The 25,330-nt window shown below is 43.4% G+C and carries 25 protein-coding genes; 19 read left to right on the forward strand and 6 right to left on the reverse strand.

The genetic code is table 11. The features are described from left to right. The first annotated feature begins 198 nt into the window (after positions 1-198). The 14 genes from HMPREF1551_RS08325 (at position 199) to HMPREF1551_RS08385 (ending at position 10,122) form a co-directional block, all read left to right on the forward strand. Positions 199-837 carry a Type 1 glutamine amidotransferase-like domain-containing protein gene (locus tag HMPREF1551_RS08325; RefSeq protein WP_021628659.1) on the forward strand — a complete coding sequence of 213 codons (639 nt, stop codon included), beginning with the start codon at positions 199-201 and terminating at the stop codon, positions 835-837. 8 nt (positions 838-845) lie between these two features. Then, on the forward strand, positions 846-1,394 hold the full coding sequence (locus HMPREF1551_RS08330; protein WP_034544561.1) for a hypothetical protein: 549 nt from the start codon (positions 846-848) through the stop codon (positions 1,392-1,394). A 249-nt stretch (positions 1,395-1,643) separates the two neighbouring features. After that, positions 1,644-2,072: a hypothetical protein gene (locus tag HMPREF1551_RS14235; RefSeq protein ID WP_231374972.1), complete on the forward strand. Its 429-nt coding sequence runs from the start codon at positions 1,644-1,646 to the stop codon at positions 2,070-2,072. A 13-nt stretch (positions 2,073-2,085) separates the two neighbouring features. Next, complete coding sequence (locus HMPREF1551_RS14240) at positions 2,086-2,466, forward strand: hypothetical protein (RefSeq protein ID WP_021628662.1); 381 nt, start codon at positions 2,086-2,088, stop codon at positions 2,464-2,466. Between the two features lie 71 nt (positions 2,467-2,537). Continuing rightward, positions 2,538-2,681, forward strand: a complete 144-nt coding sequence (locus tag HMPREF1551_RS14245) for a hypothetical protein (RefSeq protein WP_021628663.1) — start codon at positions 2,538-2,540, stop codon at positions 2,679-2,681. Positions 2,682-2,698: 17 nt separating this feature from the next. Then, entirely contained in the window at positions 2,699-3,145 is a 447-nt protein-coding gene (locus tag HMPREF1551_RS08345; protein ID WP_021628664.1) for a hypothetical protein, read from the forward strand. Positions 3,146-3,438: 293 nt separating this feature from the next. Continuing rightward, positions 3,439-3,591, forward strand: a complete 153-nt coding sequence (locus HMPREF1551_RS14010) for a hypothetical protein (protein WP_021628666.1) — start codon at positions 3,439-3,441, stop codon at positions 3,589-3,591. Between the two features lie 58 nt (positions 3,592-3,649). After that, a complete protein-coding gene (locus HMPREF1551_RS08355) occupies positions 3,650-4,069 on the forward strand; it encodes a hypothetical protein (protein WP_021628667.1) in 420 nt (139 codons plus the stop codon). Between the two features lie 27 nt (positions 4,070-4,096). Continuing rightward, positions 4,097-4,279 (forward strand): hypothetical protein, encoded by a 183-nt coding sequence (locus HMPREF1551_RS08360; RefSeq protein ID WP_021628668.1) that lies wholly within the window; start codon positions 4,097-4,099, stop codon positions 4,277-4,279. Between the two features lie 27 nt (positions 4,280-4,306). Further along, positions 4,307-5,125 carry a DNA alkylation repair protein gene (locus HMPREF1551_RS08365; protein WP_021628669.1) on the forward strand — a complete coding sequence of 273 codons (819 nt, stop codon included), beginning with the start codon at positions 4,307-4,309 and terminating at the stop codon, positions 5,123-5,125. A gap of 24 nt (positions 5,126-5,149) precedes the next feature. Continuing rightward, complete coding sequence (locus HMPREF1551_RS08370) at positions 5,150-5,380, forward strand: bacteriocin immunity protein (RefSeq protein ID WP_021628670.1); 231 nt, start codon at positions 5,150-5,152, stop codon at positions 5,378-5,380. 9 nt (positions 5,381-5,389) lie between these two features. Then, complete coding sequence (locus HMPREF1551_RS08375; protein WP_021628671.1) at positions 5,390-6,094, forward strand: GNAT family N-acetyltransferase; 705 nt, start codon at positions 5,390-5,392, stop codon at positions 6,092-6,094. Between the two features lie 28 nt (positions 6,095-6,122). Next, the gene (locus tag HMPREF1551_RS08380; protein WP_021628672.1) at positions 6,123-6,872 is read left to right on the forward strand and encodes an SDR family oxidoreductase; all 750 of its coding nucleotides are present in this window, start codon (positions 6,123-6,125) and stop codon (positions 6,870-6,872) included. Between the two features lie 91 nt (positions 6,873-6,963). Continuing rightward, positions 6,964-10,122, forward strand: a complete 3,159-nt coding sequence (locus HMPREF1551_RS08385; protein WP_021628673.1) for an efflux RND transporter permease subunit — start codon at positions 6,964-6,966, stop codon at positions 10,120-10,122. Between the two features lie 108 nt (positions 10,123-10,230). On the opposite strand, the gene lipA is transcribed toward HMPREF1551_RS08385, so the two are convergent. The 3 genes from lipA to HMPREF1551_RS08400 all read right to left on the reverse strand — a co-directional run bounded on the left by lipA (position 10,231) and on the right by HMPREF1551_RS08400 (position 13,933). Then, positions 10,231-11,106 (reverse strand): lipoyl synthase, encoded by an 876-nt coding sequence (gene lipA, locus HMPREF1551_RS08390; RefSeq protein WP_021628674.1) that lies wholly within the window; start codon positions 11,104-11,106, stop codon positions 10,231-10,233. Positions 11,107-11,392: 286 nt separating this feature from the next. After that, complete coding sequence (locus HMPREF1551_RS08395; protein ID WP_021628676.1) at positions 11,393-12,637, reverse strand: sulfate adenylyltransferase subunit 1; 1,245 nt, start codon at positions 12,635-12,637, stop codon at positions 11,393-11,395. 15 nt (positions 12,638-12,652) lie between these two features. Then, complete coding sequence (locus HMPREF1551_RS08400; RefSeq protein WP_051317858.1) at positions 12,653-13,933, reverse strand: M23 family metallopeptidase; 1,281 nt, start codon at positions 13,931-13,933, stop codon at positions 12,653-12,655. A 223-nt stretch (positions 13,934-14,156) separates the two neighbouring features. Between HMPREF1551_RS08400 and ggt the strand changes: the two genes are divergently transcribed. Further along, the gene (gene ggt, locus HMPREF1551_RS08405) at positions 14,157-15,866 is read left to right on the forward strand and encodes a gamma-glutamyltransferase (protein WP_021628678.1); all 1,710 of its coding nucleotides are present in this window, start codon (positions 14,157-14,159) and stop codon (positions 15,864-15,866) included. 400 nt (positions 15,867-16,266) lie between these two features. Further along, entirely contained in the window at positions 16,267-19,221 is a 2,955-nt protein-coding gene (locus tag HMPREF1551_RS08410) for a TonB-dependent receptor (RefSeq protein WP_021628680.1), read from the forward strand. Between the two features lie 122 nt (positions 19,222-19,343). Here the strand turns inward: HMPREF1551_RS08410 and HMPREF1551_RS08415 are convergent, their stop codons facing one another. Together HMPREF1551_RS08415 and HMPREF1551_RS08420 are read right to left on the reverse strand one after the other, a co-directional pair. Beyond that, the gene (locus tag HMPREF1551_RS08415; protein ID WP_021628681.1) at positions 19,344-20,084 is read right to left on the reverse strand and encodes a hypothetical protein; all 741 of its coding nucleotides are present in this window, start codon (positions 20,082-20,084) and stop codon (positions 19,344-19,346) included. A 160-nt stretch (positions 20,085-20,244) separates the two neighbouring features. Next, positions 20,245-20,466 (reverse strand): helix-turn-helix domain-containing protein, encoded by a 222-nt coding sequence (locus HMPREF1551_RS08420; RefSeq protein WP_021628683.1) that lies wholly within the window; start codon positions 20,464-20,466, stop codon positions 20,245-20,247. A 910-nt stretch (positions 20,467-21,376) separates the two neighbouring features. Between HMPREF1551_RS08420 and HMPREF1551_RS08425 the strand changes: the two genes are divergently transcribed. The 3 genes from HMPREF1551_RS08425 to HMPREF1551_RS08435 are packed head-to-tail and all read left to right on the forward strand — an operon-like array spanning position 21,377 to position 23,794. Then, positions 21,377-22,345: a hypothetical protein gene (locus tag HMPREF1551_RS08425; RefSeq protein WP_021628685.1), complete on the forward strand. Its 969-nt coding sequence runs from the start codon at positions 21,377-21,379 to the stop codon at positions 22,343-22,345. Continuing rightward, on the forward strand, positions 22,305-22,937 hold the full coding sequence (locus tag HMPREF1551_RS08430; protein ID WP_034544565.1) for an ABC transporter ATP-binding protein: 633 nt from the start codon (positions 22,305-22,307) through the stop codon (positions 22,935-22,937). Before HMPREF1551_RS08425 ends, HMPREF1551_RS08430 begins: the two co-directional genes overlap by 41 nt. Before the next feature lie 44 nt (positions 22,938-22,981). Further along, positions 22,982-23,794: a carboxypeptidase-like regulatory domain-containing protein gene (locus HMPREF1551_RS08435; protein ID WP_021628687.1), complete on the forward strand. Its 813-nt coding sequence runs from the start codon at positions 22,982-22,984 to the stop codon at positions 23,792-23,794. Between the two features lie 59 nt (positions 23,795-23,853). On the opposite strand, the gene recA is transcribed toward HMPREF1551_RS08435, so the two are convergent. Continuing rightward, a complete protein-coding gene (gene recA, locus HMPREF1551_RS08440) occupies positions 23,854-25,017 on the reverse strand; it encodes a recombinase RecA (protein ID WP_021628688.1) in 1,164 nt (387 codons plus the stop codon). Between the last annotated feature and the right edge of the window lie 313 nt (positions 25,018-25,330).

Here is a 25,330-nt window from a genome sequence, read left to right on the forward strand (position 1 = left end):
GTTCTGGTGGCTATATCATTATGCTTTATGAGCCCATAAGCCGTATCGTCCTATTTACTTTCGATTATTAGTAACATCGCTTTTGTGGTATGTGTAGGGGCAAAGTCTGCGAAGCAGCGTATGTAAGGCAATTCCCCTCGCTGGCGCGAGCTTGTAGCTCGTGCCTCCACCGTCCAATAACAGCAATTATTGTCACAAATGAAAAGATTATTTTTAACCTCATCATTTAGTTCAGTAGCAAAATTGTTTGAAGATTTTGCAGGTGAACCCGTAAAAGAGAAAAAATTGGCTTTTATCCCAACAGCAAGTTTGGTAGAAAAAGTGCGTTTTTATGTAGATGATGATAGAAAAGCCTTTGAAAAATTAGGTCTTATCATAGAAGAATTAGAAGTTTCTACTGCTACTACCGAAGAAATAGCCCAAGCATTAGAGCGAAATGATTATATTTTCATTTCTGGAGGGAATACATTCTACCTAATGCAAGAACTAAAAAAGAAAGGGACTGACAAGCTACTTATAGAACAAATTAATAAGGGAAAGTTGCACATAGGTACTTCAGCGGGTTCTATCATTGCCTCTCCTACTATTGAATTTGTTAGCGATATGGACGAGACTAAAAAAGTTACTGAACTCACTGATTATTCAGGCTTACATTTGGTAGATTTTTATTTTTTGCCTCATTATTTAAACTTTCCTTTTAAGGAAGTCACCCAAAAAATAGTAAATGACTATTCACCAAAAATAGATCTGCGACCTATTTCCAACAATCAAGTAATTACCGTTTTAGGTAATGAAATAAAAACACTTGAAAAACCCAAACGAGCAACTAAAAAATAGTTTTAATGATGCCGAACATCTTATTGCAACAATTAGAAAATGCCCTCCCTAAGGGAATGCAAATCCCAGAGGAACTCCGCCAACTCTACCAGTGGATAGAGGATAACGGCTATTATGAGGACTCAGATGATGGGGTACGTTATGGGTATCTCTATCCTAAAAGTGCTTTTAGGGAGACCTATCTTAGTGATGACCCCAATGTAGATATTGATATTGCTTTCTTTGTGGAAGAAGAAAACTTTCGCAAAGAACTCCTAACCATTTCTTTTGGCAAGAATGTCGACGATGCTGCTGAGCGTTTTTTGATGATTGCCGAAAATCTATACAGCGGTTCTATGGTAGCCTTGTGGGTAGACTACAGGGGAACCACTCAAATAGTGCGTATGATTAGGGGTGAGGAGACGTACAAATGGCAAGTGGTAAAAAAGCAATTGAACTTCTACAGAGCGCCTATACGTACCAGTGGAATAGATATTTTTGTACCTATGGGCATAGAGGATAATGGATTAAATGAGGACTTTGAAGGTTGGTATGATGCGATGATGTATGAATCGTAAAGAAAAATGAAAAATATTTTATTACAACAATTAAAAAATGCCCTCCCTAAGGGAATGCAAATCCCTGAGGAACTCCGCTAACTTTACCAGTGGATAGAGGATAACGGCTATTATTCAGAGAATGAAGGCATTCGTTATGGATATCTCTATCCACAAGATAAGCTAAGAGAAAGCTGGAAAGAAGAGGAACGAGAAGGAGGTACTGACATTGCTTTTTCGGTATTAAAAAACATTGACCGAGAGGAAGTGTTGGAGAATTATTACAAAAAACATAAGGATGAAGTAAGACGCCGTTTGCTCGTCTTCGCGCAGAGTGGTGCTGATGGTTCAGAATGTGCCTTGTGGCTCGACGATGAAGGATGTACCCAGATCGTGCATATTGGGTCGGGTTCAGGCGCTATGATGACCTGTATATTGGTGAAAAACGCTTTGGATTTCTTGCGTCTTTTGGCTATTGGCTATGATGAGATTTGCTGGGATGAGGATTATCCACTCCTTCCTAATAGCAACAAAGACAATACATTCGTTCACCCCAATACCCAATACCAAGAGTGGGTACAAAATACCTTTCATACCACTATCCCTAAGATAGGTTTAGAGGTTGTAACTCCACATAATATGAATGATGAACCTATTACAGACCCTTTTTTGAAGTGGTTTCTTGAAATGACAGAATAATCATAAAAAGAAAATGAATTTATATCTATCAGAAATAGCTCCTTTTTGTACCACCGATGCAGAAAAAAGATTGTGGCAACGGCTTAAAAAGATACAAAAATTCCGTATCAAGCGCCATAGTGATAGTTTTCTGTTGGAATCGTTGTTGGATAGCTTTCATATAGAAGAGAAATATGAACCCATAATGTATTATTATGAGGAGGTTATCAAGTTACCATTAGATGAAGAGTTTCCACTATGGGATACTTTTGGGGATATTTTATCCGTTTTCTATAACAATCCGCTGTGTACAGAGGCGCAAAAAGAGACTATTTTTGCCCGCTATAAAGAGGTTACCCTATTGAGGGGGCGCAAGATCTTTTTACTAACTTTTTTGCTAATATTCTTTCGTTAGAAGCGATAAAAGAACGCGAACAAGTACTAAAAAAAGCTGTAAAAGAGAATGATTTACTGCTTGAGTTTTCAATGCGTAAGAGCCTGATACTCCGTGCTACAAGGGTAATTATTGTCAATAATAGTAAAGATACAGCCCTACAAGAGCAGATGCAAAACCTTGTAGCGGAGCAAACGCAAGCCTTGCGGTCAGGAAAATTTGAAGAATATATATAACTAAATATAACAAACCTATGAACAACGAAGTATTACCTACAACATATTTAGGGAGAGAGCTCCCAAAAGAGTATGTAAACAGTATTGAAAAGGGAGAGACCTTCCCCGAATGGCTCACAATGTTCCCTCATACAGAATACGAACACAGTACCGAGATTGAAGTCTGGAGCAAAGAGTATCTCTTGTCGTATACTTATAGCAAATCTTTCTGCAATTATGCTTTCTTTACTCGTGATGATATTGATTTTTCGATGTTGCAAACCCGTGATGAAGACACTTTAACCCCCGAAGAACTCCAATCAGCTTTTGCTATAGGTGCTGTGAATGAAGGATTTGTGTTTATCAACCTGCACGACGGTTCGCTTTGGATTTGGTATCACGATATGTTTTGTGAGAAAGTAGCTGAAAACTTTTCCGACTTTCAAAATCTTCTTACTAAAGAGCCTGTGGATAGAGATGAGTAAATGTAGCACAATAGCTTTGCGGTCAGGAAAATTTGAAGAATATATATATAGCCAATATATAAATACAACAGAATGAGCAAACAACTCTATATCATAGCAGGTTGTAATGGCGCGGGAAAAACCAAGGTATCATAACGGGATTGCCAATCTCTTTGCTATCTATATGGATATGGTAGATATTTGTTATATATTTGATAATTCAGAAGGAAGAAAGGAACTTATAGCTCAAAAGAAAAACAATAAGGATATAGTAATTTATAACAACGACAAGTTTAACTTAATGAAAAATAATTATGAAAAAGAAAGGAACTAAGAAAGAGAGTCTAAAAGATAAACTTTTAAAAGGTTTAGATCTTGCTTATGAGCGAATGATTGCCGAAAAACGCAAGAACCAACAGAAAATAGTAGTTTGGAGAGAAGGCAAAATCGTTACTATAACTCCATAGAAATTTGCTAATTTTCTAATTGACTAATTAAAAAATTTACCTATATAACTAATAAATTATGATTGAAAAATTTACCTTACAAGAAGACGCGCATGGGCATAAGAACCCTATATTGCCCGAAGGAGTGAAGAACTACCTCATTGATATTGATGGTACTATATGCGAGGACATTCCCAACGAACAACCCGAGAAAATGATTACAGCCGAGGTATTCCCCGATGCGCTGGCGCAGGTGAACAAATGGTATGACCAAGGTCATATAATCTATTTTTTCACCTCACGCACCGAAGCACTCCGCGAGATTACCGAACAGTGGCTTGATAAGTATGGCTTTAAGTACCATGGCATCATCTTTGGCAAACCTCGTGGGGGTAATTACCACTGGATAGACAACCATATCGTAAAGGCTACCCGCTACAAGGGCAAATTCACCGATTTTGTCCTCAAAGAAGAAACCATAGAAGTGTTTGATAATTAGACAATGAGACAATTAGGCAATTAGATAATGAGTAATAAAAAGCAACTCTATATCATAGCAGGTTGTAATGGCGCGAGAAAAATAATTATGAAAGATAAACTTCTAAAAGGTTTATTTCTTGCTTATGAGCGAATGATTGCCCTAAAGCGCAAGAATAATCAAAAGATTATGATTCGTCGTGAAGGAAAAATCGTTACTATCACTCCGTAGAAATTTCCTAATTGACAAATTATTTTTATGACCGAAGACATCAAAAACAGAAAAGGGGCTCAAAAGGCGGTTGCTATACCTCCCGAAGTGCTTTCGTTATTAAATGCGGGGCGTATAGAAACGGTAAACCTTACCGAATGGTTGGCTGTAGATCATTCACAGCTGGTAGCGTCTGTTTTTCCTGCTTTGGAGATGGATAAAGATATCATTGAAGAGTTGGTTTGCCAAATCCATCAGCAAAAGAAACCCTCTACAATGAATACGATTAGGCTCGTAGGGGCATTGTTATACAAAAAATATACAAATACCGATCTCTATGAGCCTTTTTTTAAGCAACTTAGCACGCATTTGTCCGATTCGGTGCGCTGTTATGCTTGTTATTTGGTAGCTTTGCATACCGAAATCCCTTTAGAAGATAAGCTACACAAACTAAAACCTTTGGTAGCCGATAGTCATTTTGGCGTTCGTGAGATCATTTGGATGGCGTTACGTCCCGAAATGAGCGAGCATTTAGACTTTTCAATTGCTTTTCTTTCCCATTGGGCAGAAAGCGAAGATGAGAATATCCGAAGGTTTAGTACAGAAGCCTTGCGCCCGCGGGGTGTTTGGTGTGCTCATATAGAAGCCTTGAAAGAAAAACCAGAGGTGTATTTGCCTATATTAGACAAATTGAAGTCCGATAAGGCAAAGTATGTACAAGATAGCGTAGGGAACTGGCTGAATGATGCGAGCAAAACCCGCCCCGATTTCGTAACAGCTCTTTGTGAGCGTTGGGAACGCGAAAGTCCTACCAAAGAAACCAAATATATTGTAAAAAAGGCACTGAGAACGATTGCCTCTAAATAGTATAAAAACTTATTTTTTTACCGAATGACCCGAGAAGAACTCATACAATTAGGGAACCAAATCATAGAAGAATCCGATGACGATCGCCAAGAGGAGCTAATGGAGCGCTTCGATCGCAATGTACCTCACCCCGAGGGTAGTTCGTTATTCTTCTATCCGGAAAACTACAACGCCCGCACTATGGATATTTCCTCCTACGACCCCACTGTCGAGGAAGTGGTAGACAAATGCTTGGCGTATCAACCGATTATCTAAAAATATACAATGAACACAAACCAATATAATCAACCCATAGGGGATGCATTACCTAATTTTTCAGTAGGAGAAACCCCTCATATAACCCTTTTAGAGGGAAATTATTGCCTGTTGGAACCTCTTTTGGTAGCCAAACACTTAGACGATTTGAGTGATTTCTATTTGGAAGCCAATGCTGTAATGCCCGATTGGACGTACCTTTCTATAGCTCCTGCAAAGAACAAAGAGGAGTTGCACGCTTTACTCACCAAGCAGGAAGCCTCTGCCGATCCTTATTTTCTGGCGATTGTAGACAAGCAAACCCAAAAAGCAGTGGGTACGCTTGCCCTAATGCGTATAGACCCTAAAAACAGAGTGATAGAAGTGGGGTGGGTGAACTACTCACCTGCCTTGCAGCGTACACGTATGGCTACAGAGGCACAGTATCTCTTGGCAAAATATGTGTTTGAGACCCTCCAGTATAGGCGCTACGAATGGAAATGCGATAGCCTTAATGCGCCTTCGCGCCGTGCTGCGGAGCGCTTGGGTTTTGTATATGAAGGTACATTCAGGCAGGCAGTGGTTTACAAAGGGCGTTCGCGCGATACGGCGTGGTTTGCTATGATAGATAAGGAATGGGAAGCTAACAAACGCGCCTTTGAACAATGGCTCTCCCCTGAGAATTTTGATGCACAGGGCAAACAGAAACAGTCACTTAGGCAATTAGCTAATTGACAAATTAATAAATCAACACATTAAATACATGACCGAAAATATCAAAAATAAAATAGTGATTATCACCGGTGCCAGCAGTGGCCTTGGAGAAGCTACCGCCTTGCTATTGGCAAAATATGAAGCTAAGGTAGTTTTAGCGGCTCGTCGTAAAGATCGTTTGGAGAAATTAGCCGCGGAAATTACCGCTCAAGGGGGCGAAGCCCTCGTGGTAGTCGCCGATGTGGCTGTACAAAGCGATGTGGAGCGTATTGCAGAGGAGACCCTCAAGAGGTATGGCCGTATCGATGTACTGATTAACAATGCAGGGATTATGCCTCAAGCCACTTTGGACAAACTCAAAGTGGAAGAATGGGACAAGATGATTGATATTAATGTAAAAGGGGTGCTCTATGGCATCGCAGCGGTATTGCCTACCATGCAACAGCAGCACAGCGGACACATCATCAACCTATCGTCGGTAGCAGGATTGCGAGTGGCAGCAGGTCGTGGAACGGTGTATAGCAGCACCAAGTTCGCCGTCAAAGCCATTAGTGAGGGCTTACGTGTGGAAGTAGCTAAGGATAATATCCGTGTCACCACCCTCTACCCTGGGGCGGTGGAGAGCGAACTCAAGTATGGTAGCTCCGACCCTGAAGCCAGTGCCAACATACAGGCCTTCTATAAGGAATATGAGATTCCCGCCTCCTCCGTAGCCCGTGCCATCGCCTATGCTATAGGTGAACCTGAAGAAGTAGCTATCAACGAGATTACGCTGCGCCCTACCCGCCAAGAATTTTAGCTGTAGGGGCGAATTGCAATTCGCCCTTCAAAGAGAGGCAATTCGCCCTTTCAAATAATTTAAAAAACGAACAAAGAATAATTAGTGTTATATGATCAAAAGTTTTATTAACAGACCCGTACTATCAACGGTAATTTCTATCTTGATAGTGATCTTGGGAGTATTGGGAATCCTATCTCTTCCTGTATCGCAATACCCTGATATTGCCCCTGTAACCGTATCAGTAAGGGCTAACTATGGGGGTGCCAATGCCGAGACCGTACTCAAGGCGGTGGTAATTCCGCTCGAAGAACAAATCAATGGAGTAGAGAATATGGACTATATTGTCTCCTCTGCTTCCAATAGTGGAGCGGCCAACATCACGGTATATTTCAAAAATGGAATGGATCCTGACAATGCTGCTGTATTAGTACAAAATCGTGTATCCTACGCCAATGCAATTCTCCCTGCCGAGGTAAAGCAGGCAGGAGTAACCGTAGAGAAACGTGAGGCGGGGAACCTGATGTTCCTTACTTTCTTCTCTGACAACCCAGAAATTGACGAGGTGTTCTTAGAGAATTACTTGGCGATCAATGTCATTCCAGGACTCAAGCGTATCACTGGGGTAGGCGATGCGGAGGAGTTTGGTGGAAAGAACTACTCCATGCGTATATGGCTAGACCCACAGAAGCTTCAGGCATATAAGCTGAACCCAACAGAGGTTACTGCAGCCATTTCTTCTCAGAGCTTGGAAGCGGCTGCCGGTACCTTGGGGCAGAATAGTGGTAGCTCCTACGAATATACTATTAAGTACAAAGGAAAATATAATAAAGTTTCCGAGTATGAAAACATTGTGCTTAAAGCTATGGACGGAGGGCGTATCCTTCGCTTGAAAGATGTAGCTAAGGTGGAGCTTGATGCCATGGGCTATACGAGTTTCTCCGAGAGTAAGGGGCGTCCCGCTATTGCCATGGGAATTTCTCAGACACCAGGGGCTAATGCACATGTGGTGGTACAGAACATAGAAACATATCTCAAGTCTATCGAAAAAACACTCCCTGAAGGAGTAACTTATTCGATCAACTTCAACGTAAATACCTTCCTCAATGCGGCCATTTCTAAGGTGGTTTCTACCCTCTTGGAAGCCTTCTTGTTGGTGTTTTTGGTGGTATATCTTTTCCTACAAGATTTCCGTTCTACATTGATTCCTGCTATAGCGGTACCTGTCTCTATTATAGGGACTTTCTTCTTCCTCAATCTCTTTGGTTACTCTATCAATATGCTTACCTTGTTTGCTTTGGTATTGGCCATTGGTATTGTGGTGGACGATGCCATTGTCGTGGTGGAGGCCGTCCATGCCAAGATGGAACAGACGCACGAGAAAGCCAAGCCAGCCACCATTTCGGCGATGAACGAAATTACAGGGGCGATTATCTCTATTACCTTGGTGATGGCAGCGGTATTTGTTCCCGTCACCTTTATTGAGGGAACAACAGGGGTGTTCTATAAACAATTTGGGGTTACTTTGATTGTTGCGATCTTTATTTCGGCAGTCAATGCGCTTACTCTCAGTCCGGTACTCTGTTCGCTCTTCCTCAAACATCATGGAGATAAGGAATACGAAGAAAAATCCTGGATGGGCAAGTTCTTCCATAAGTTCAATATAGCTTTTGATGCCGCTACGCTTAAGTACGGACAGACTTTCACCTTCTTCCTTCGTCATAAGTGGGTCACCTTAGTACTCTTTGCTATAGCAGGAGCAGGAATTTACTTTGCGAATAATAACTTACAAAAGGGATTTGTCCCCAACGAAGACCAAGGCTTCATACTTATGGATGCTTCTATGATTCCTGGGGCTTCAATGGAGCGTGTAGCCAATCAGTTACGAGAGGTAAGTAAGGACTTGGACAATATACCGGGAGTAGAGAACTTTACTTTTGTAACAGGAAATGGGATGCTCTCTGGGGCAGGTAGTAACAATGGTATGGGCTTTTTTACCCTCAAACCTTTTGAGGAACGCGCTAAACACCCTGACCAAAGTATAGATGCCATCATAGGCAAAGCTTTTGCCGCTGCTTCTAAGATCAAGGATGCGCGTATTCTTTTCTTCCAGCCGCCTGCTGTATCGGGATTTGGTATGGGGGCAGGGGTATCATTTGCCTTACTAAACAAATCGGGTGCCGATGTTACAGAAATCAATCAAACAGCCCAAGGGTTTATGGCGGCTCTCAATGCTCGACCCGAAGTGAAGTACGCCCAAACCTCTTTTAACACCAATTACCCTCAATACCAAATGAATATCAATGTAGAACGCGCTATGCAATCGGGTATTTCAGTAAGCGAAATCCTTTCTGCTCTACAAAACTATATTGGGGGCTACTATGCCACCGACTTTACCCTCTATGGTAAGCAATTCCGTGTAATGGTACAAGCTTTACCTGAAGATCGTAAAGATGTAAATAGCCTCAATGGTATGTTCATACGTACAGGTAGTGGCGAGATGGCGCCGCTTTCAGAATATGTTACTATGCAAAGAGTATTTGGTCCTCAAGCGATAAGCCGTTATAACCTCTACACTTCGGTAGATATTTCGGCAGCCAACAATGAGGGCTATAGTACGGGTGATGTAGTAAAAGCTGTTGAAGAAGTAGCAGCTCAAACGCTTAATGCAAACTATAGTATTGACTATACAGGGCTTTCCCGTGAGGAACAAAATGCTGGCTCACAGACGATTGTCATTTTCCTCTTGAGCTTGGTATTTACCTACTTTATCCTATCGGCTCAGTATGAGAGCTATATCCTGCCGCTTTCGGTACTGATGTCTTTGCCTTTTGGTATCTTTGGGGCTTATTTAGGTCAGTGGCTCTTTGGTTTGGAGAACAATATCTACTTCCAGATCTCATTGATCATGCTCATGGGTCTGTTGGCCAAGAATGCCATCTTGATTGTGGAGTTTGCCGTACAAAGGCGCCGACATGGGGAGAGTCTTTCTAAGGCAGCCATCAATGCGGCTATGGCACGTCTGCGCCCTATCTTGATGACCTCCTTTGCCTTTATCGTGGGGCTCTTGCCGTTAGTATTTGCCACCGGAGTAGGAGCCGCAGGTAACCGTTCGGTAGCCACGGGTGCTGCTATAGGGCAGCTCATCGGTACTTTCTTTGGACTGATCGTCATTCCGGTACTTTTTGTGATATTCCAACACCTACAAGAGCGTATCAGTGGCGTAAAACACAAGGAAGAAGTCTTTGTTGCTCCGACGGATAACTACTAATAATGACTAATGACTAGTGATGAATGACAAGTGACTAACGATTAATAATCAGAGTAATATTAGTCGTTAGTCACTTGTCATTTGCTATTAATCATTAACCATTAGTCTTTATAAAACGTGCTTATACGCCTTATAAGAAGACCTCACCAAGGCACTACTTTCGAAGTGGCGGAAGCCTAAGGAGTCGCCTATTTCCTTGTATTTTTGGAACTGGTCAGGGGTGATGAATTGCTTTACGGGCAGGTGTTTCTTAGAGGGCTGTAGGTACTGACCGATGGTCACCACATCTACTTTGGCTTCTTTGAGGTCGTAAAGGGTTTGGATAACCTCCTCTTCCGTTTCGCCTAAGCCGAGCATAATACCCGATTTGGTACGATGAGCACCGTTTTCCTTTAGGTAGCGAAGCACCCCAAGGCTGCGGTCATATTGGGCTTGGATACGTACCTCGCGGGTGAGGCGGCGTACGGTCTCCATATTGTGGGAGATCACCTCGGGAGCAACAGCCAATATACGGTTGAGGTTGCGCTCCACCCCTTGGAAATCGGGAATAAGGGTCTCTAAGGTCGTCTTAGGGTTCATACGGCGAATGGCCTTGACGGTCTCTGCCCAGATAATGCTACCCATATCCTTGAGGTCATCTCGGTCAACGGAAGTAATCACGGCATGGGTGATATTCATCAGCTTGATAGAGCGCGCTACTTTCTCCGGTTCCTCCCAGTCGATGGTATCAGGCCGACCTGTTTTCACCCCGCAGAAACCGCAGGAGCGCGTACAGATATTACCCAAAATCATAAAGGTAGCCGTACCATGCCCCCAGCACTCGCCCATATTGGGGCAACTTCCGGAGGTACAGATCGTATTGAGCTGGTATTTGTCCACCAAGCTACGCAATTCAGTATATTTTTTCCCTGTAGGGAGCTTTACTCTCAGCCATTGAGGCTTAGCGGTTTTTTCAGTTCCTACAGTAGTTGTAGAGGTATCCATTTTTTAGCTTTTAGTTGTTGGTTTTAGTTAAAGTCTTTGGTGAATTCTAAAAGATGTTGTACTTTTGTGCTTGGAGATGAGTTAAAATCATAGACTCGCTGGGCTAATAATCCAGATGCGTTATCGGACGTGTTGAGTAAGGATTTTAACTCATCTTTTATATTTTTAATATATTCATTGCTTCAAGAGTTAGCTCGGCAAAGCAGTAGTCTTTAGAAACAATTTCATTATTTTTTACCTTGTTGAATAGACTTACAATAAAACTTTTTGCTTTATCCTTCATTTTTCACTCTTCACTTATAAGCACTCCCCCCACAGTAGCATTGCTGGTCTCATCAATAAGGATAGCGCTCCCCATGGAAGGGTTTTCTTGGAAAGGGTCATAGACAAGGGGCGCTGCGGCTCGGAGCTGTACTCTTGCGATTTCGTTGAGTTTAAGGCTTTCTACCTCGGTGGTTTGCTCCAGTGTATTGACATCTATCTTATAGATAATTTCCTTGACAATGACCTTGGTAAGGCGGCTACGCTGTTGCAGCAGATACTTACCCCCTGGGCGCAACTCACGGCGATCCATCCAGCAGAGTGTTGCCTCTACCGTCTGTTCGCTATAGGGCTGCTTATCGGGATGGACAAAGTAATCCCCTCGGGAGATATCGATATCGTCGGCAATATGGAAGACTACCGGCATACCCGCAGTAGCCTCCGTGACTTCCTTACCATCTACTTCTATCTTGGCAAGGGTCGTGGAGATCTCTTCGGGGAGAATTACAATAGGGTCACCTATGCGGTAGGTGCCCGAGAGAACTTGCCCCGCATAGCCACGATAATCGTGTAGGGCTTCTGTTTGGGGACGAATTACATATTGTACTTGAAAGCGCGGTTGGTCGTAGCTATGAGTGTCTATTTCCACCTTTTCCAAAAAGTGTAAGAGCGACTCTCCCTTATACCAAGGCATAGCCTCGGTGGTATTGACAATATTGTCGCCTACAAAGGCGGAAATAGGGAAGTAATACACCTGCTTGAGGTGCAAGCGCTGCGCGATGGCTTCGTAGTCCTTCTTAATTGCTTCAAAAACCTCCTGAGAATAATCCACCAAGTCCATTTTATTGACTGCAACCACTACCTTAGGAATATTGAGCAAGGAAGCAATGATAGAGTGCCGGCGGGTTTGCTCGGTGACCCCATTACGGGCATCGATGAGGATGATAATCAGGTCGGAGTTGGAAGCTCCCGTGATCATATTGCGGGTATACTGTGTATGCCCAGGAGCATCAGCGATGATAAACTTGCGCTTATCGGTAGCAAAATAGCGATAAGCCACATCGATGGTGATTCCCTGTTCGCGTTCGGCACGGAGGCCATCGGTCAGGATAGCCAAATCAACCCCATCTTCGTTTTTATTTTTGGACTGCTGTTCGAGCACCTCAAGCTGGTCGGCCAAGATACTCTTACTATCGTATAGCAATCGGCCGATGAGGGTACTTTTCCCGTCATCTACACTACCGGCCGTGATAAATCTTAGTATATTCATCTTTTTGAGTTTAGTTTACCGAGACTTAAGGGTATCCGCCGTCATTTGGGCAGGCTCAGTGGTTTGTATTTGGGTATAGGGCACCGCATCGAGTTGTTTTTTAAGCGGAGCGATGGTTTCTAAGTAGCGCGGCTTGAGCTTGCTATCGATAGGTGTTGCCTCTGGGAGTTTTTCCTTGAGCGGATCCACCTGTACCCCATTCTTCCAAAAGCGGTAGCACACATGCGGCCCGGTGGCCAGCCCGGTACTTCCCACCAAGCCAATGACCTCTCCTTGGGCTACATGCTGTCCGCGGCGCGCGATAATCTTGGACATATGTAGGTATTGAGTTTCGTAGGTACCATCGTGCTTGATTTTTACATAGTTCCCATTCCCATTGGTAAATCCCGCTTGGGTGACTGTACCGCTGGCTGTAGCGCGGATGGGAGTACCTGTAGGAGCCGCATAGTCGGTACCGAAGTGTCCTTTCATCTGGTGGAGGATTGGGTGATAGCGCATTCCATAATGAGAGGTGATGCGAAAGATATCCAAAGGAGATTTGAGGAACATACGCTTCATCATATTAGCATTCTCATCATAATACCCCCCAGAACGGGTGGTGTCCGCCTCGAAATAGAAAGCATAGTAAGGCTTGCCTTTGTGCTCGAAGAAAGCAGCTTTGACACGATCCAAGCCGGCGTTAATAGTATCATCTACGTAACGCTCATCATAGATAATCTTAAACTTATCATCCTCCTGAAGGTTGAAAAAATCGATGGTATAGTCGAAAATCTGGTAGAGCTTATAAGCTGCCGCAAAGGATAGGCCAGCCTTGGTCATATCGTCGATAAGGTTGTTCTTGATATAGCCTCCCCCTTCACGTTCTATGATGGAAAGCTTGCGATCAATACGGCGAATGGCAATGGAGTCTCGGGTCTTGACCTCTACAAAGTGTAGCAAATCGGGCTGATAGACAAAATACGCCAAGGAATCGGGGAGCTTCTTATCAAAGATAAGCGCATAAGGCTGTCCCACTTTGAAGCTACGGGGCTGAATCAGCTCCTTGGAGAGGGCTGCGATCTGGGCTACCTTATCGGCAGGAACCCCATGGGTGTTGAGCAATGCGCCGAAGGTATCTCCCGCGCGAAGGGTATCCTTTACCACCTTGTATTCCAATAGATTAAAGCCATATTCATAAACCGGCTTAGGGGCTGCCTGCTGCTGTGGTGCCACAGGGGCAGGCGCTTTGTCCCGCTTGCAGCCTCCCCCTACCAGGCTCAGACCTATAAGTAAGAAATATCCAAAAATTTGCTTCATGAAGTGCATGTTAAACAGCCTGCAAAGTTACGAAATTAAAAATCAAAAGTCAATTATTAATTGTTAATTCTCCGAATAGAATTAATCGCTAATGATTAAAGTATCCTACAGTGTCTTATTTAGCGAGCTTAGTCACTATAAAAAAATAATTTAGGAGAAGAAGCTATTTTTTTTGATTTATTTTAAAAAAATACCTATATTTGCAAAATAAAAATACATAAATATGATTACAAAGAAAATCCTTTCATGGTCAGCCGCACTGCTACTATTGGTAGTGGCGGCTTGTAGTGTGCCCAAGACTACAATGGGAAAGCAAAAAGGAGTGCTTGCCAAGCATGGTATGGTCGTCAGTGCCAAGGAAGAAGCCTCCAAGATTGGTTTGGCGATTCTTAAAAAAGGAGGCAACGCCTTCGATGCGATGATTGCTACCGAATTAGCCTTGGCCGTAGCCTATCCCAATGCTGGGAACATAGGGGGTGGGGGCTTTATGGTCTACCGCTTGGCCAATGGTGAAAAAGGCGCCTTGGACTACCGCGAAAAAGCTCCTGGTAAGGCACATCGCGATATGTACTTGGATGCCCAAGGCAATGTCATCCAGGACAAGAGTACCCTCGGTGCCTTGGCCGTAGGGGTACCTGGTACGATTGATGGCCTCTTCGAGGTACATAAAAAATTCGGTTCGCTCCCAATCGCCGAACTCTTCCAGCCTGCGATCGACCTGGCTCGCAATGGAGTGGTCATCACCCCCCTACAAGCCGACTTCTATATGGGAAAGAACTTGGCCGAAATCAAGAAAGCGAACAACTACAAGACTCCTTTCGACAACGGTTGGAAGGCAGGCGAACGCTTCAAATACGAGCAACTGGCTCAGACTTTGGAACGTATTCGTGACAATGGCCGTGCAGAGTTCTACGAAGGAGAGACCGCTAAGCGCATCGTGGACTACGTACAAGAATTGGGCGGTATCCTCACCCGTGAGGACTTGAAGAACTACCACTCCCAATGGCGTACTCCGGTGACTTTCAATTACAAAAACTACACCATCTCCTCCATGCCGCTACCCTCCAGCGGTGGCCTCTGTATCGCACAGATACTCAAGTCGGTAGAGCCATATAAGATAGGCCAATACCCCCACAATGGCGAGCAATATGTACAGCTATTGGTAGAGGCCGAGCGCCGTGCCTATGCCGATCGTGCTTATTACTTAGGCGACCCTGATTTTGTGAAAGTACCTACCGAAACCCTCCTTTCTGAAAAATATCTTAAAGATCGTATGAGTAGCTTCACTTGGGAGAAAGCCAGCAAATCCAGCGAAGTAGGCCATGGCCAGATTCCTGGTTATGAGAGTGACGAGACAACCCATTACTCCATTGTAGATAGCAAAGGAAATGCCGTAGCGGTAACCACTACCCTTAATACCAACTATGGCTCTAAAGTATATGTAAAAGACGGCGGCTTCTTCCTCAACAACCAAATGGATGACTTCAGTATCAAGCCAGGGGTGCCCAACTCCTACGGCTTGGTAGGTTCCGAGAAGAACGCCATCGCTCCTGGCAAACGCATGCTCAGCTCCATGTCCCCTACCATTGTTGAGGAAAACGGCAAGCTCCGCATGGTCATCGGCACCCCAGGAGGCTCCACCATCATCACTTCGGTACTCCAGTGTATGCTCAATGTCTTCGAATATGGCATGACTATGCAAGAATCGGTAAGCAAGCCCCGCTTCCACCACCAATGGTTACCCGATGATGTGATGTTCGAACCCAAAGGCTTCGACCCTGCGGTCATTGGCAAGCTCCGTGCCAAAGGCTATCTGCCTAAGGAAGAAAACTTCGTCATCATAGGCCGCGTGGATGCGATCTTAGTCGATAAAGACGGCACCTTAGAAGGAGGCGCTGACCCCCGTGGAGACGATGTCGCTGAAGGATTCTAAGCCTACCAAACAGAATACAAATCTACCAAAAGCAGAAAAAATAAAATTTTTTCTGCTTTTTGTTTTGTGATTAAAAAATAATTACTACCTTTGCAGCCGAAATAGTGAACATTGAATAGTAAAGCTAGTGAATACATGGAGCTGGGCATATGGAAGAGCAGTGAACACTGAACAAAATTAACCATTAACCATTAATAATTAACCATTAAAAAAGATGTTTTTAATTCAAAGAAATAATATGATGATGTGTTGTCCCATGCCTTACCCATGTAAGACATCATGATTTCTTTTGCCTATAGTTTATAATTATATCAAAGAAAGCAATGATGTGACATCGTTGCTTTCTTTTTTATTAAACCATTGATCCTTAAATTAAAATTGACCCTTAAAATTAATAAAGATGATACGAGAATTTCAGAAAACTATTTTGAGCCTACTCCTGCTACTTTGGGCAGGTGTGGCCAGCGCACAGACCCTCAAAGGGAAAGTGCTTGACGACCAACAGGAACCTCTATTAGGGGTTACCATCTTAGTCAAAGAAGTTCCCAACAAGGGGACAACCACCAATGAGCGTGGTGAGTTCAGTATACAAGCTAAGCCCGAACAGACCCTCGTCTTCTCCTACATCGGTTTTCAGAGCAAGGAAGTGAAAGTAGGAAAGCAGAAGAACCTGGTGGTAAGCTTGGTCAGCGAAGCGGAAGAACTTACCGAAGTATTGGTGGTTGGCTCCCGCGCCGGTGGACGTACCAAGATAGACAGCCCTGTACCGGTGGATGTCTTCGATGTGGCTAAAACCAGCAAAACCCAGCCCCAGGTGAACCTCAACCAGATACTCAACAGTATCGCCCCCTCTTTTACCTCAACCACACAAGTCGTTTCCGATGGCTCTGACCACCTTGACCCTGCCCAGCTCCGAGGCTTAGGCCCCGACCAGACCTTGGTGCTACTCAATGGCAAGCGCCGCCACACCTCTGCCTTTATCAATGTCAATGGTACTCCTGGGCGTGGTACCGTAGGGACTGACCTGAACACCATTCCCTCCTTTGCCCTCTCCCGTATTGAGGTGCTTCGCGATGGTGCCGCTGCCCAATATGGCTCCGACGCTATCGCTGGGGTGATGAACCTCGAACTCAAAAAAGAGAAAGGCCTCTCCGCCCAAGTAAGCTACGGCGGACACCTTACCCCTACCGCTAACGACCATCGTGGCAACTTCGATGGCGGACAAGGACAATTGGACATCAACTACGGTACTGAATTGGGCAAAAAAGGAGGCTTTCTGAACCTTACCTTCTCCGCCCAATTCCGCGACAAAACCCACCGTGCGGGCACCTTTGACGGGGATATCTTCAACGGCTATAACGCCATCGAGCGCCGTGCCCTCAACCATGGAGACAACCTCTCCCGCTACTTTTCCAATATCAATGTAGATGCCGACCCACGCCTATTAGGCCTCATCAAGGGCTATGCGCAAGAGGTGGACTATTTCGATGCCGCCTATCAAGCACAAATACAAGGTGCAAGCTCCCTCCCTGCCCTACGTACCATCCTTAATAAGGACTTTACCGAGCAGGAACTCGCCTACCGAGGGCTTAGCCGCAAGGACTACAACATGCATGTAGGTCAATCCAGCCTCTTGGGTACCCAATTCTTTGCCAATGCAGCTTTCCCTATCACTGACAAATGGGAACTCTATGCCTTTGGCGGACAGAGCTATCGCTATGGAGAGGCCGGAGGATTCTTCCGCCGCCCCAACCAAGCCCGTACCTTTACCGGACTTCACCCCAATGGCTATCTGCCACTGATCTCCACCGATATACAGGACTCCTCTATCTCTGCCGGACTTCGCGGCGAAGCGGGTGCTTGGCATATCGACCTAAGCAATACCTTTGGCCGCAACGAATTTGCTTATACGATCAAGAACACTGGCAATACCAGCTTGCGATTTGCCTCTCCTGATTACTTTGATGCAGGAAAGCTACGCTTTGCCCAAAATACGATCAACTTGGATCTCTCTCGACCAATTGAGTTATTCCGTAAGTCCAGCCTCTCCTTTGGTTTAGAGCAACGCCATGAGCGCTATAGCACTATAGCCGGTGCTGAAAACTCCTATGAGATCTATGACGTTTCCGGACAAGTGCGAGCCTTGAATACCCCTGCCTCACAGAAGGTAACCGATTTCTTCGGCAATTTCCTTCCCGGAGGAGCTCAGGTACTCCCTGGCTTCAAGAAGGAATCTGCCCTTAGTGAAAAACGCAATGTCTTTGCCGGCTATGGAGAGTTCGAGTCCGATATTACCCAATGGCTTTTGGCCAATGCCGCTGTTCGTTATGAGAATTATTCTGACTTTGGCAATACCTTCAACTACAAGCTCGCTACCCGTGTGAAGCTCTTACCTCAAGTGAACCTCCGCGCGGCTGCCTCCACTGGCTTCCGTGCCCCTTCTATCCACCAGTTATATTACACCAATATCAACACCTTGCAGATTAACGGTGTTTTGCAGGAAACCGTGACCTTCAACAATATTTCCCGTGCTGCCAAGCTCTTTGGAATAGAGGAGTTACAAGAAGAAAAATCCAAATCGCTCAGTGCTGGATTTGCCCTAAAAATCCCCAAAGCAGGCCTTTCCCTTAGTGCCGATACTTACTTTATCCGTGTCGATGACCGTATTATCCTAACCGAGGCCTTCGACCGTCCCCGAGGCAACTCTCCTGCAGAGCAAGAACTCAAACAGCTATTCGATGTCATCAATGTAGATAAAGTACAATTCTTTTCCAATGCGGTAGATGTAGAAACCAAGGGAATAGATGTGGTAGTAAGCCACTCCCTACAAGCGAATAAGTTCAGCCTGAACAATGATTTTGCTTTCAACCTTACCCAAACCCGTAAGGTAGGAGACATACACACCCCAAGAGCTATCAAAGCAGCTGGCTTGGAAGAAAAGTTCTTCTCTGAGCGCTCCCGTGTCCTCTTAGAAGAAGTGATCCCACGCTTTAAGGCTACCCTATCGCACAACCTTACCTTAGGCAAATGGAGCGGCTACTTGCGCAATACCTACTATGGCCAGGCTACTGCCCCTGATATCGTAGCCCCCAACAAGCGTACCAGCGAATATGTATTCGACGAGCTTGGTCACCAAGTGGTTCGCGGCAAGGTAATCACCGACCTGTCCGTAGCTTACAACTTTACCCCTAAGATCTCCCTCTCTTTGGGAGTAAACAACCTCTTCGATCTCTATCCAGAGAAAAATGTGAAGACCAACAACAATAATGAGCAGTTTATCTATTCACGAGCTACCTCCCAATTTGGACTAAACGGCCGCTATGTATTCCTCCGTGCATCTTTTCATGTATTTTAGATTTTAGTGGTTAATCACCAGTTACTTATTACTGGTGATAAGCCCAATTAAGAGAGGCTGTCCCTTGGGGGGCAGCCTCTCTATTTTTATCTAAAAGTTGTATTACCAGCAACTAACAATCACTACTTCTTGTATTTCTCAATAATCCTTCTGGCACGTTCTAAGGCCTCCTCATTGGAAAGGTTAGCCGCAGAAGAAGTGTGGAGGGAGCTGGAGGCAGGCGCTTGATAGGTAGGCGCCGGCGTATGAACGGGTTCTTGGTGGTAGTCCTCTGTCTTAGTCACTGTATGAGGTACCAGAGGATTAGCAGTTCCTAACGAATCCAAACTACCAAAGGAAGGGGTCTCACTGGGAATAGGAGTGCTTTGCGCTACTGCCGGAGCAGAAGGGGCTATGGGGGCAGCTACAGAAGGTGGAGTCACCACAGGCGGGCTCACTACAGGAGCAGTAGGAGCCTGAGGGGTAGGCACTGGAGGCGTAAAAGCCATGGTATGAGAAGGAGCGGGGGCAACAGGTGTCGCAGGAGCCACTGAGGCAGGTGCTGAAGCCTGCTGTAGCTTCTCCTTAAGGGATCGATTGAGGCTTTCGAGTTCCTCAACTCTCATTAGCAGTTTGTCATAGGTCTGTCGTGTCACCACCAGCATCTCCCCTCCTCTTTTATCAGTGAGAAAAAGCGGTTCGGCCAGCGGGAGATGAATTTTGAACACTTGTTCATTTTCATTCAAAGGAGCCGCAGCCACTTCCGGTGAGGGCACCGGCGTACCAGGAGGCGCTATTTCTATTCCTATATTTGCCAAAGTATTGATAACCAACTGATATTGTTGGAAGTCCAAACGTTCTTTTAAGGGAATTACGTTACTCATAATCGCTATATTTTGGGCAAAGGTATAATAAAAAAAATAAAAAAACAAACAAAAAGAGATTTTTTTTAGCCACAACAATTGCACTTTCCATAATATATAGAAGCCAAACAAGCCGCTCCACAATCTCGTATATCATGTTGCTTAATAAGTATCTCTTTTTTCATAGAATGATCTGTATCCCTTTTTGTGTTAAGTGATTAATAGGAATGTTTAACACATCAGCTATTTTTTCTATAACTTCAAAGGTTAGCTTTTGGTTACCATTCTCTATTTTAGAATAGGTAGATTGGGACATCCCCATTTGCAAAGCGATATATTCTTGCTTTACTCCCCTAAGATTTCGGATTTTTTTTATCCGCTCTAATATTTCATTGTTATTCATAATTATCTAATTATTTAGTTTCAGCTGCAAAAATAATATTTATTTCTTAAAAATACAAATATATCTTTTATTATTTTTTCAACAAAAAGAAAAATATTTTATTTAGTTCTAAGATTAAAAGGTATACAATAAAACAATCATTCTATTTTATATTTTTTATTTACAATAATTTCAAAACATATAAATAAAGTTAGATCACTATAATATTCTAAAATAGAATTTTTTATTCCTTTATAAACAAGCTATTCTTAGAATTTTTTTCATACCTTTGCACTGAGTTAGTTACTAAAGATGTGCACAATAAAAGTAAGCTCAAAGAATAATTATTAATTTTTAATTTTATCTTTATGAATACAATTCTAAAAAACAAGAGGTAGCTCAAGGAGTGAAACTTGGTAGCTTAAAAGAATTTAGAGCCCTAAATTCAAATGAACTAAAAGGAATTGAAGGAGGAATTGGCCTGCTGTGTTTTTTATGATTACAACTGGCATTTATCTATATGATAGAAGATCAGAATTTATAGAAGGCTTTAAGAAAGGATATAACGGAAAATAAGATTTAATATGAAAGATAATGAATATTATAAAAAAAAATACAAAAGACTTTATTGGACAACAACAATAATGTTCTTGATTATTTTATTTGTTTATCTATATGATAGGTGTAATTAAAAGATATTATTTTATCAAATAATTTTCTTATCTTTGTGGTTGATTATCAAATCCTAAACTGGAAAAATCATTTATTTTTTAACACACTGAAACAGTAAGCCCAAAACCAACTTACAAAACTTGAGTGCCAAACCAAAATAAATAATCCATGAAAACAAGTACAGAACGTAATTTTCTAATAGCAATAACTGCCGCACTCCTAAGTATTCTATTATGTCAAGACTTACAGCGCTTAGTAGATGCCTTTTGGGAGGGATATCATAAGGGAAAAGGCCTATAAGCTCATGCAACTTTCCCTATACCTATCCTATATCTATTACCGAAGGCTCTTTGCCAAAGGAGACCTACTGACCATTGCTGTACTTATCACAGCTATGGCAGGGGCATTGTATGTGCTATACCTACACTATGTATCGTGGTCTTGGCTCTTAATCCTCTTTCCGCTCGCTACACTTTCCTATCATAATAGTAGGGAAGATTTGCCTTTGCTCTGTACCCATCCTCATTATAGGAGCGTTCTATTAGGAGAATATGGTATAGAAAATTTACCCTTTATACTGCTGCTTATTGGCAAAGGAGATTACCTTTGGGCTGCACTCTATTTCTTCGGACTTTGCCTTATCCCTTGGCTTACGCAGCGACAGCTTACCATACCTTACCCCTTTTCTCTTTCAGATCCGCTCTGGCATACTACTTTCCGAAAATATAAACTCCTTTTCTCTTTGCCTTTCCTTATAGGGCTTGTGGTCATAGCAGGTGTATATAACAATCCTAACTTAGCACTTTTTGCCTTTGGGGCAATGGGCATAGTGTGTTGCATGCCTTATTTTGAAAGAGAACACCCCTCTTATATCACCATAGCTGCTCAGCGAGGAAAGGACTACTTACATAGCCAACTTATCGCAGGGATTAAGAATACAGCCTTAGTCTTTTCCCCCTTGGGACTCACTTATCTTATATGTTTTGGTATAGACGAAATAGCTGTTTTATTCCTCTGCTTGGGAGTTGCTATAGTCGGTGTACTTACCAAATATGCCTTTTTCAACCAACCCCTTCCTCAATCTTTTGCAATTATGGCCATTTTCTTAGGCGTATTCTATATATTCCCCTTATTACTACTCCCCTATTTCTATTTTTTAGCCATACAAAATATTCAAAAATACCAACATGTTACAGATAAATCACTTAGAAAAGAGTTACCAAGATAGGGTTATTCTAAATCATATTTCCCTTACTATAGAGAAACCTGGCTTGTATGGGGTTGTAGGAGTCAATGGAGCAGGCAAAACAACCTTTTTCAAGTGCCTTAGTGGTTTGGAATCTTACCAAGGAGAAATTTTGTATAATAAGAAAACACTTTCATCTGACCAAGTGGCTTTTTCCCCTACAGAACCTTACTTATATGAGCATCTTACCGTTGGGGAATTCTACACTTTTTACAGCAAACTTTTGGGTATAGCTCCTTCTAAGAACTATGTTTTTGATATAGATAAAAAACTACTTATCAAGCAGTTATCTACAGGTATACGCAAGAAAGTATATTACAATGCCCTCTTACAGAAACCCTATACCCTCTATATCTTTGATGAGCCTTTCAATGGATTGGATATTTCTTCCTCTCTACATATCAAGCAGTTGCTCCGCTCTTTAGCACAAACCCATATTGTATGGGTGGCTTCTCATCTTTTAGAGACCTTGCAAGATTGTGAATGTATATATCTATTACAAAACGCTAATTTTCAACATTTCTTTCCCAAAGATATCAATACTATAGAACAGTTGTTAATGGTTAATGATTAGTAGTTGGCACACTCAAAACTAAAAACTTAAAATTCAAAACTAACATGAAGTTTTTTCTCTTTTTATGTTGCTGCTCCCTGAGTGGGTTTGCACAAAAAGTAGTGGTACAGGATAGCCAAAACCATCCTATTGAATATGTAAATATAGGCATCAAAGGAACTTCCAAAGGTCTTATCAGTGATGAGCAGGGAGGCTTTTCTTTGGATGCCCTCCATGCCAAGGAGACCGATAGTATCTACTTCGGACATCTAAGCTATAAGCATAAGGTGCTTGTAAAGAAGGATATCACCGACAAAGTGGTCTTGGAGTCAGCCGAGATTGCACTTCCTGAGGCGACCTTTACGGCTAAGCAGCCTAAGGAGCGTACCCTCAAAGGAAAAGGCTTACCTACCATTATTACGATGAGTATTACTCCCACAGAAGAAGTCGGGGGAGAAAACCAAAGAAACGAAGATGTAGAATTGGGCGACTTTATCTCACTGCACAAGAATACTTTTCTTACAAAGTTTGAGATGAATATTGTGGCCAACACCCTTGACCGTTGTGTGCTACGTGTGGTGGTTTACCAGAGTAATAAGGAACATACCCTCTTTAAGCCCTTGATAGAAAAGCCTATCTATATAGAGGTTCCTACCAGCAGAAAACGACAGATTTTTACCAAGGAATTGTCCGTTTTTGCTCCTAAAGGAGTGATTTGGGTAGCCTTGCAGCCTGTTGAGCTAAAGGGAAGTAAGGATAGCGATCTTAGAATCCGATGCCGTGCCAATGGTGGCTGGACACGCATTACCTTAGATAATGAGATAGAGAAAATCCCTTTGGGACTGGGCGTTCCTTTCTCTGTGAAGGGAAGACAGTGATTAGTAGTTAGTGGTTAGTGATTAGCCGCTAACCACTAATCACTAACCACTAACCACTACTAATCGTCTTCTTCCTCTTCTGGGAAATCGTCGTCCTCTTCCGGTTCATCGTATTCTTCTTCCTCTTCATCAGGCGCTGCAGCTTTGCCTTTAGCTGCTGTTTTCTTGCCTTTTTTCTTCACCACTACTTTTCCTTCTTTGACGGCTTCCTTGATTTTAGCCTCTATCTCTTCGGCCATTTCGGGATTGTCCATTAGTAAGGCCTTCATGGCATCACGGCCGTTGGCCAGGCGGGTACCGCCGTAGCTATACCAGGCGCCACTCTTGGAGAGTATATCAAAGTCAGTTCCCCAATCTACGATTTCGGAAACCTTGGAGATACCTTCCCCGTATATAATTTCAAACTCTGTTCCTTGGAAGGGAGGTGCCACTTTGTTTTTGACCACTTTTACACGGGTAAGGCTACCATAGGCTTCTCCTTCTTTTGTTTTGAGAGGGGTAGTTTGTCGGCGTACATCCACACGTACAGAGGCATAGAACTTCAAGGCATTCCCCCCGGTGGTTGTCTCAGGATTTCCGAAGGACACCCCGATTTTGTCCCTGAGCTGGTTGATAAACATCACTACACAGTTGGCTTTACTGATGCTACCGGTGATTTTGCGCAAGGCTTGGGACATCAATCGGGCATGTACCCCCATTTTGGAGTCCCCCATCTCGCCGTCTATTTCTGCTTTTGGGGTTAGTGCGGCCACAGAGTCCACAACGATGATATCCACCGCACCGGAGCGTACCAATCCATCTACGATTTCAAGGGCTTGTTCTCCGTTATCAGGTTGGGATACGATCAGGTTGTCCACATCTATCCCTATTTTCTTGGCATATGAAGGGTCGAAGGCATGTTCGGCATCGATAAAGGCTGCGGAGCCTCCGAGTTTCTGTGCCTCGGCAATGGCATGCAGGGTAAGGGTCGTCTTACCTGAGGACTCCTGACCGAAAATCTCGATCACCCTACCACGAGGATAGCCTCCTACCCCCAAGGCAATATCTAACCCCAAGGAACCGGAGGGGATTACCTCCACCTTCTCGGCTACCTTGTCTCCCATACGCATCACCGTTCCCTTTCCAAAGGACTTCTCCAAGCGTTGCAAAGCCAGCTTCAGGGCTTGTGCCTTGGCATCCTTGTCCTTAATCTCTTCTACTTTTTCTTTCTCTTTCTTTGCCATCTTCTTAATGGTTAATTTTTAATTGCTAATGATTAATTATCAATGCGAATCAATAGTTAAAAAATAGACTAATATAGTTAACTTGTATGATTGTCAAAGGCTTTTTACAACATCCCCCTAGCCCCCCTCAAGGGGGGAATAGGATACCGTTGAACTATCATGCTGGTTATCAGTATACTTAGATTAAACTTTCACCACCCTGCTTGATACCACTCCGTAACTCCCCCCTTGAGGGGGGCAGGGGGGATGTAATAATGAATGATTGATAATGAGTTACTTACAAATTTTATAGATATATATTTCTAGTTCTTTA

The organism is Capnocytophaga sp. oral taxon 863 str. F0517 (genome assembly GCF_000466425.1).
Taxonomy (GTDB): Bacteria; Bacteroidota; Bacteroidia; order Flavobacteriales; family Flavobacteriaceae; genus Capnocytophaga.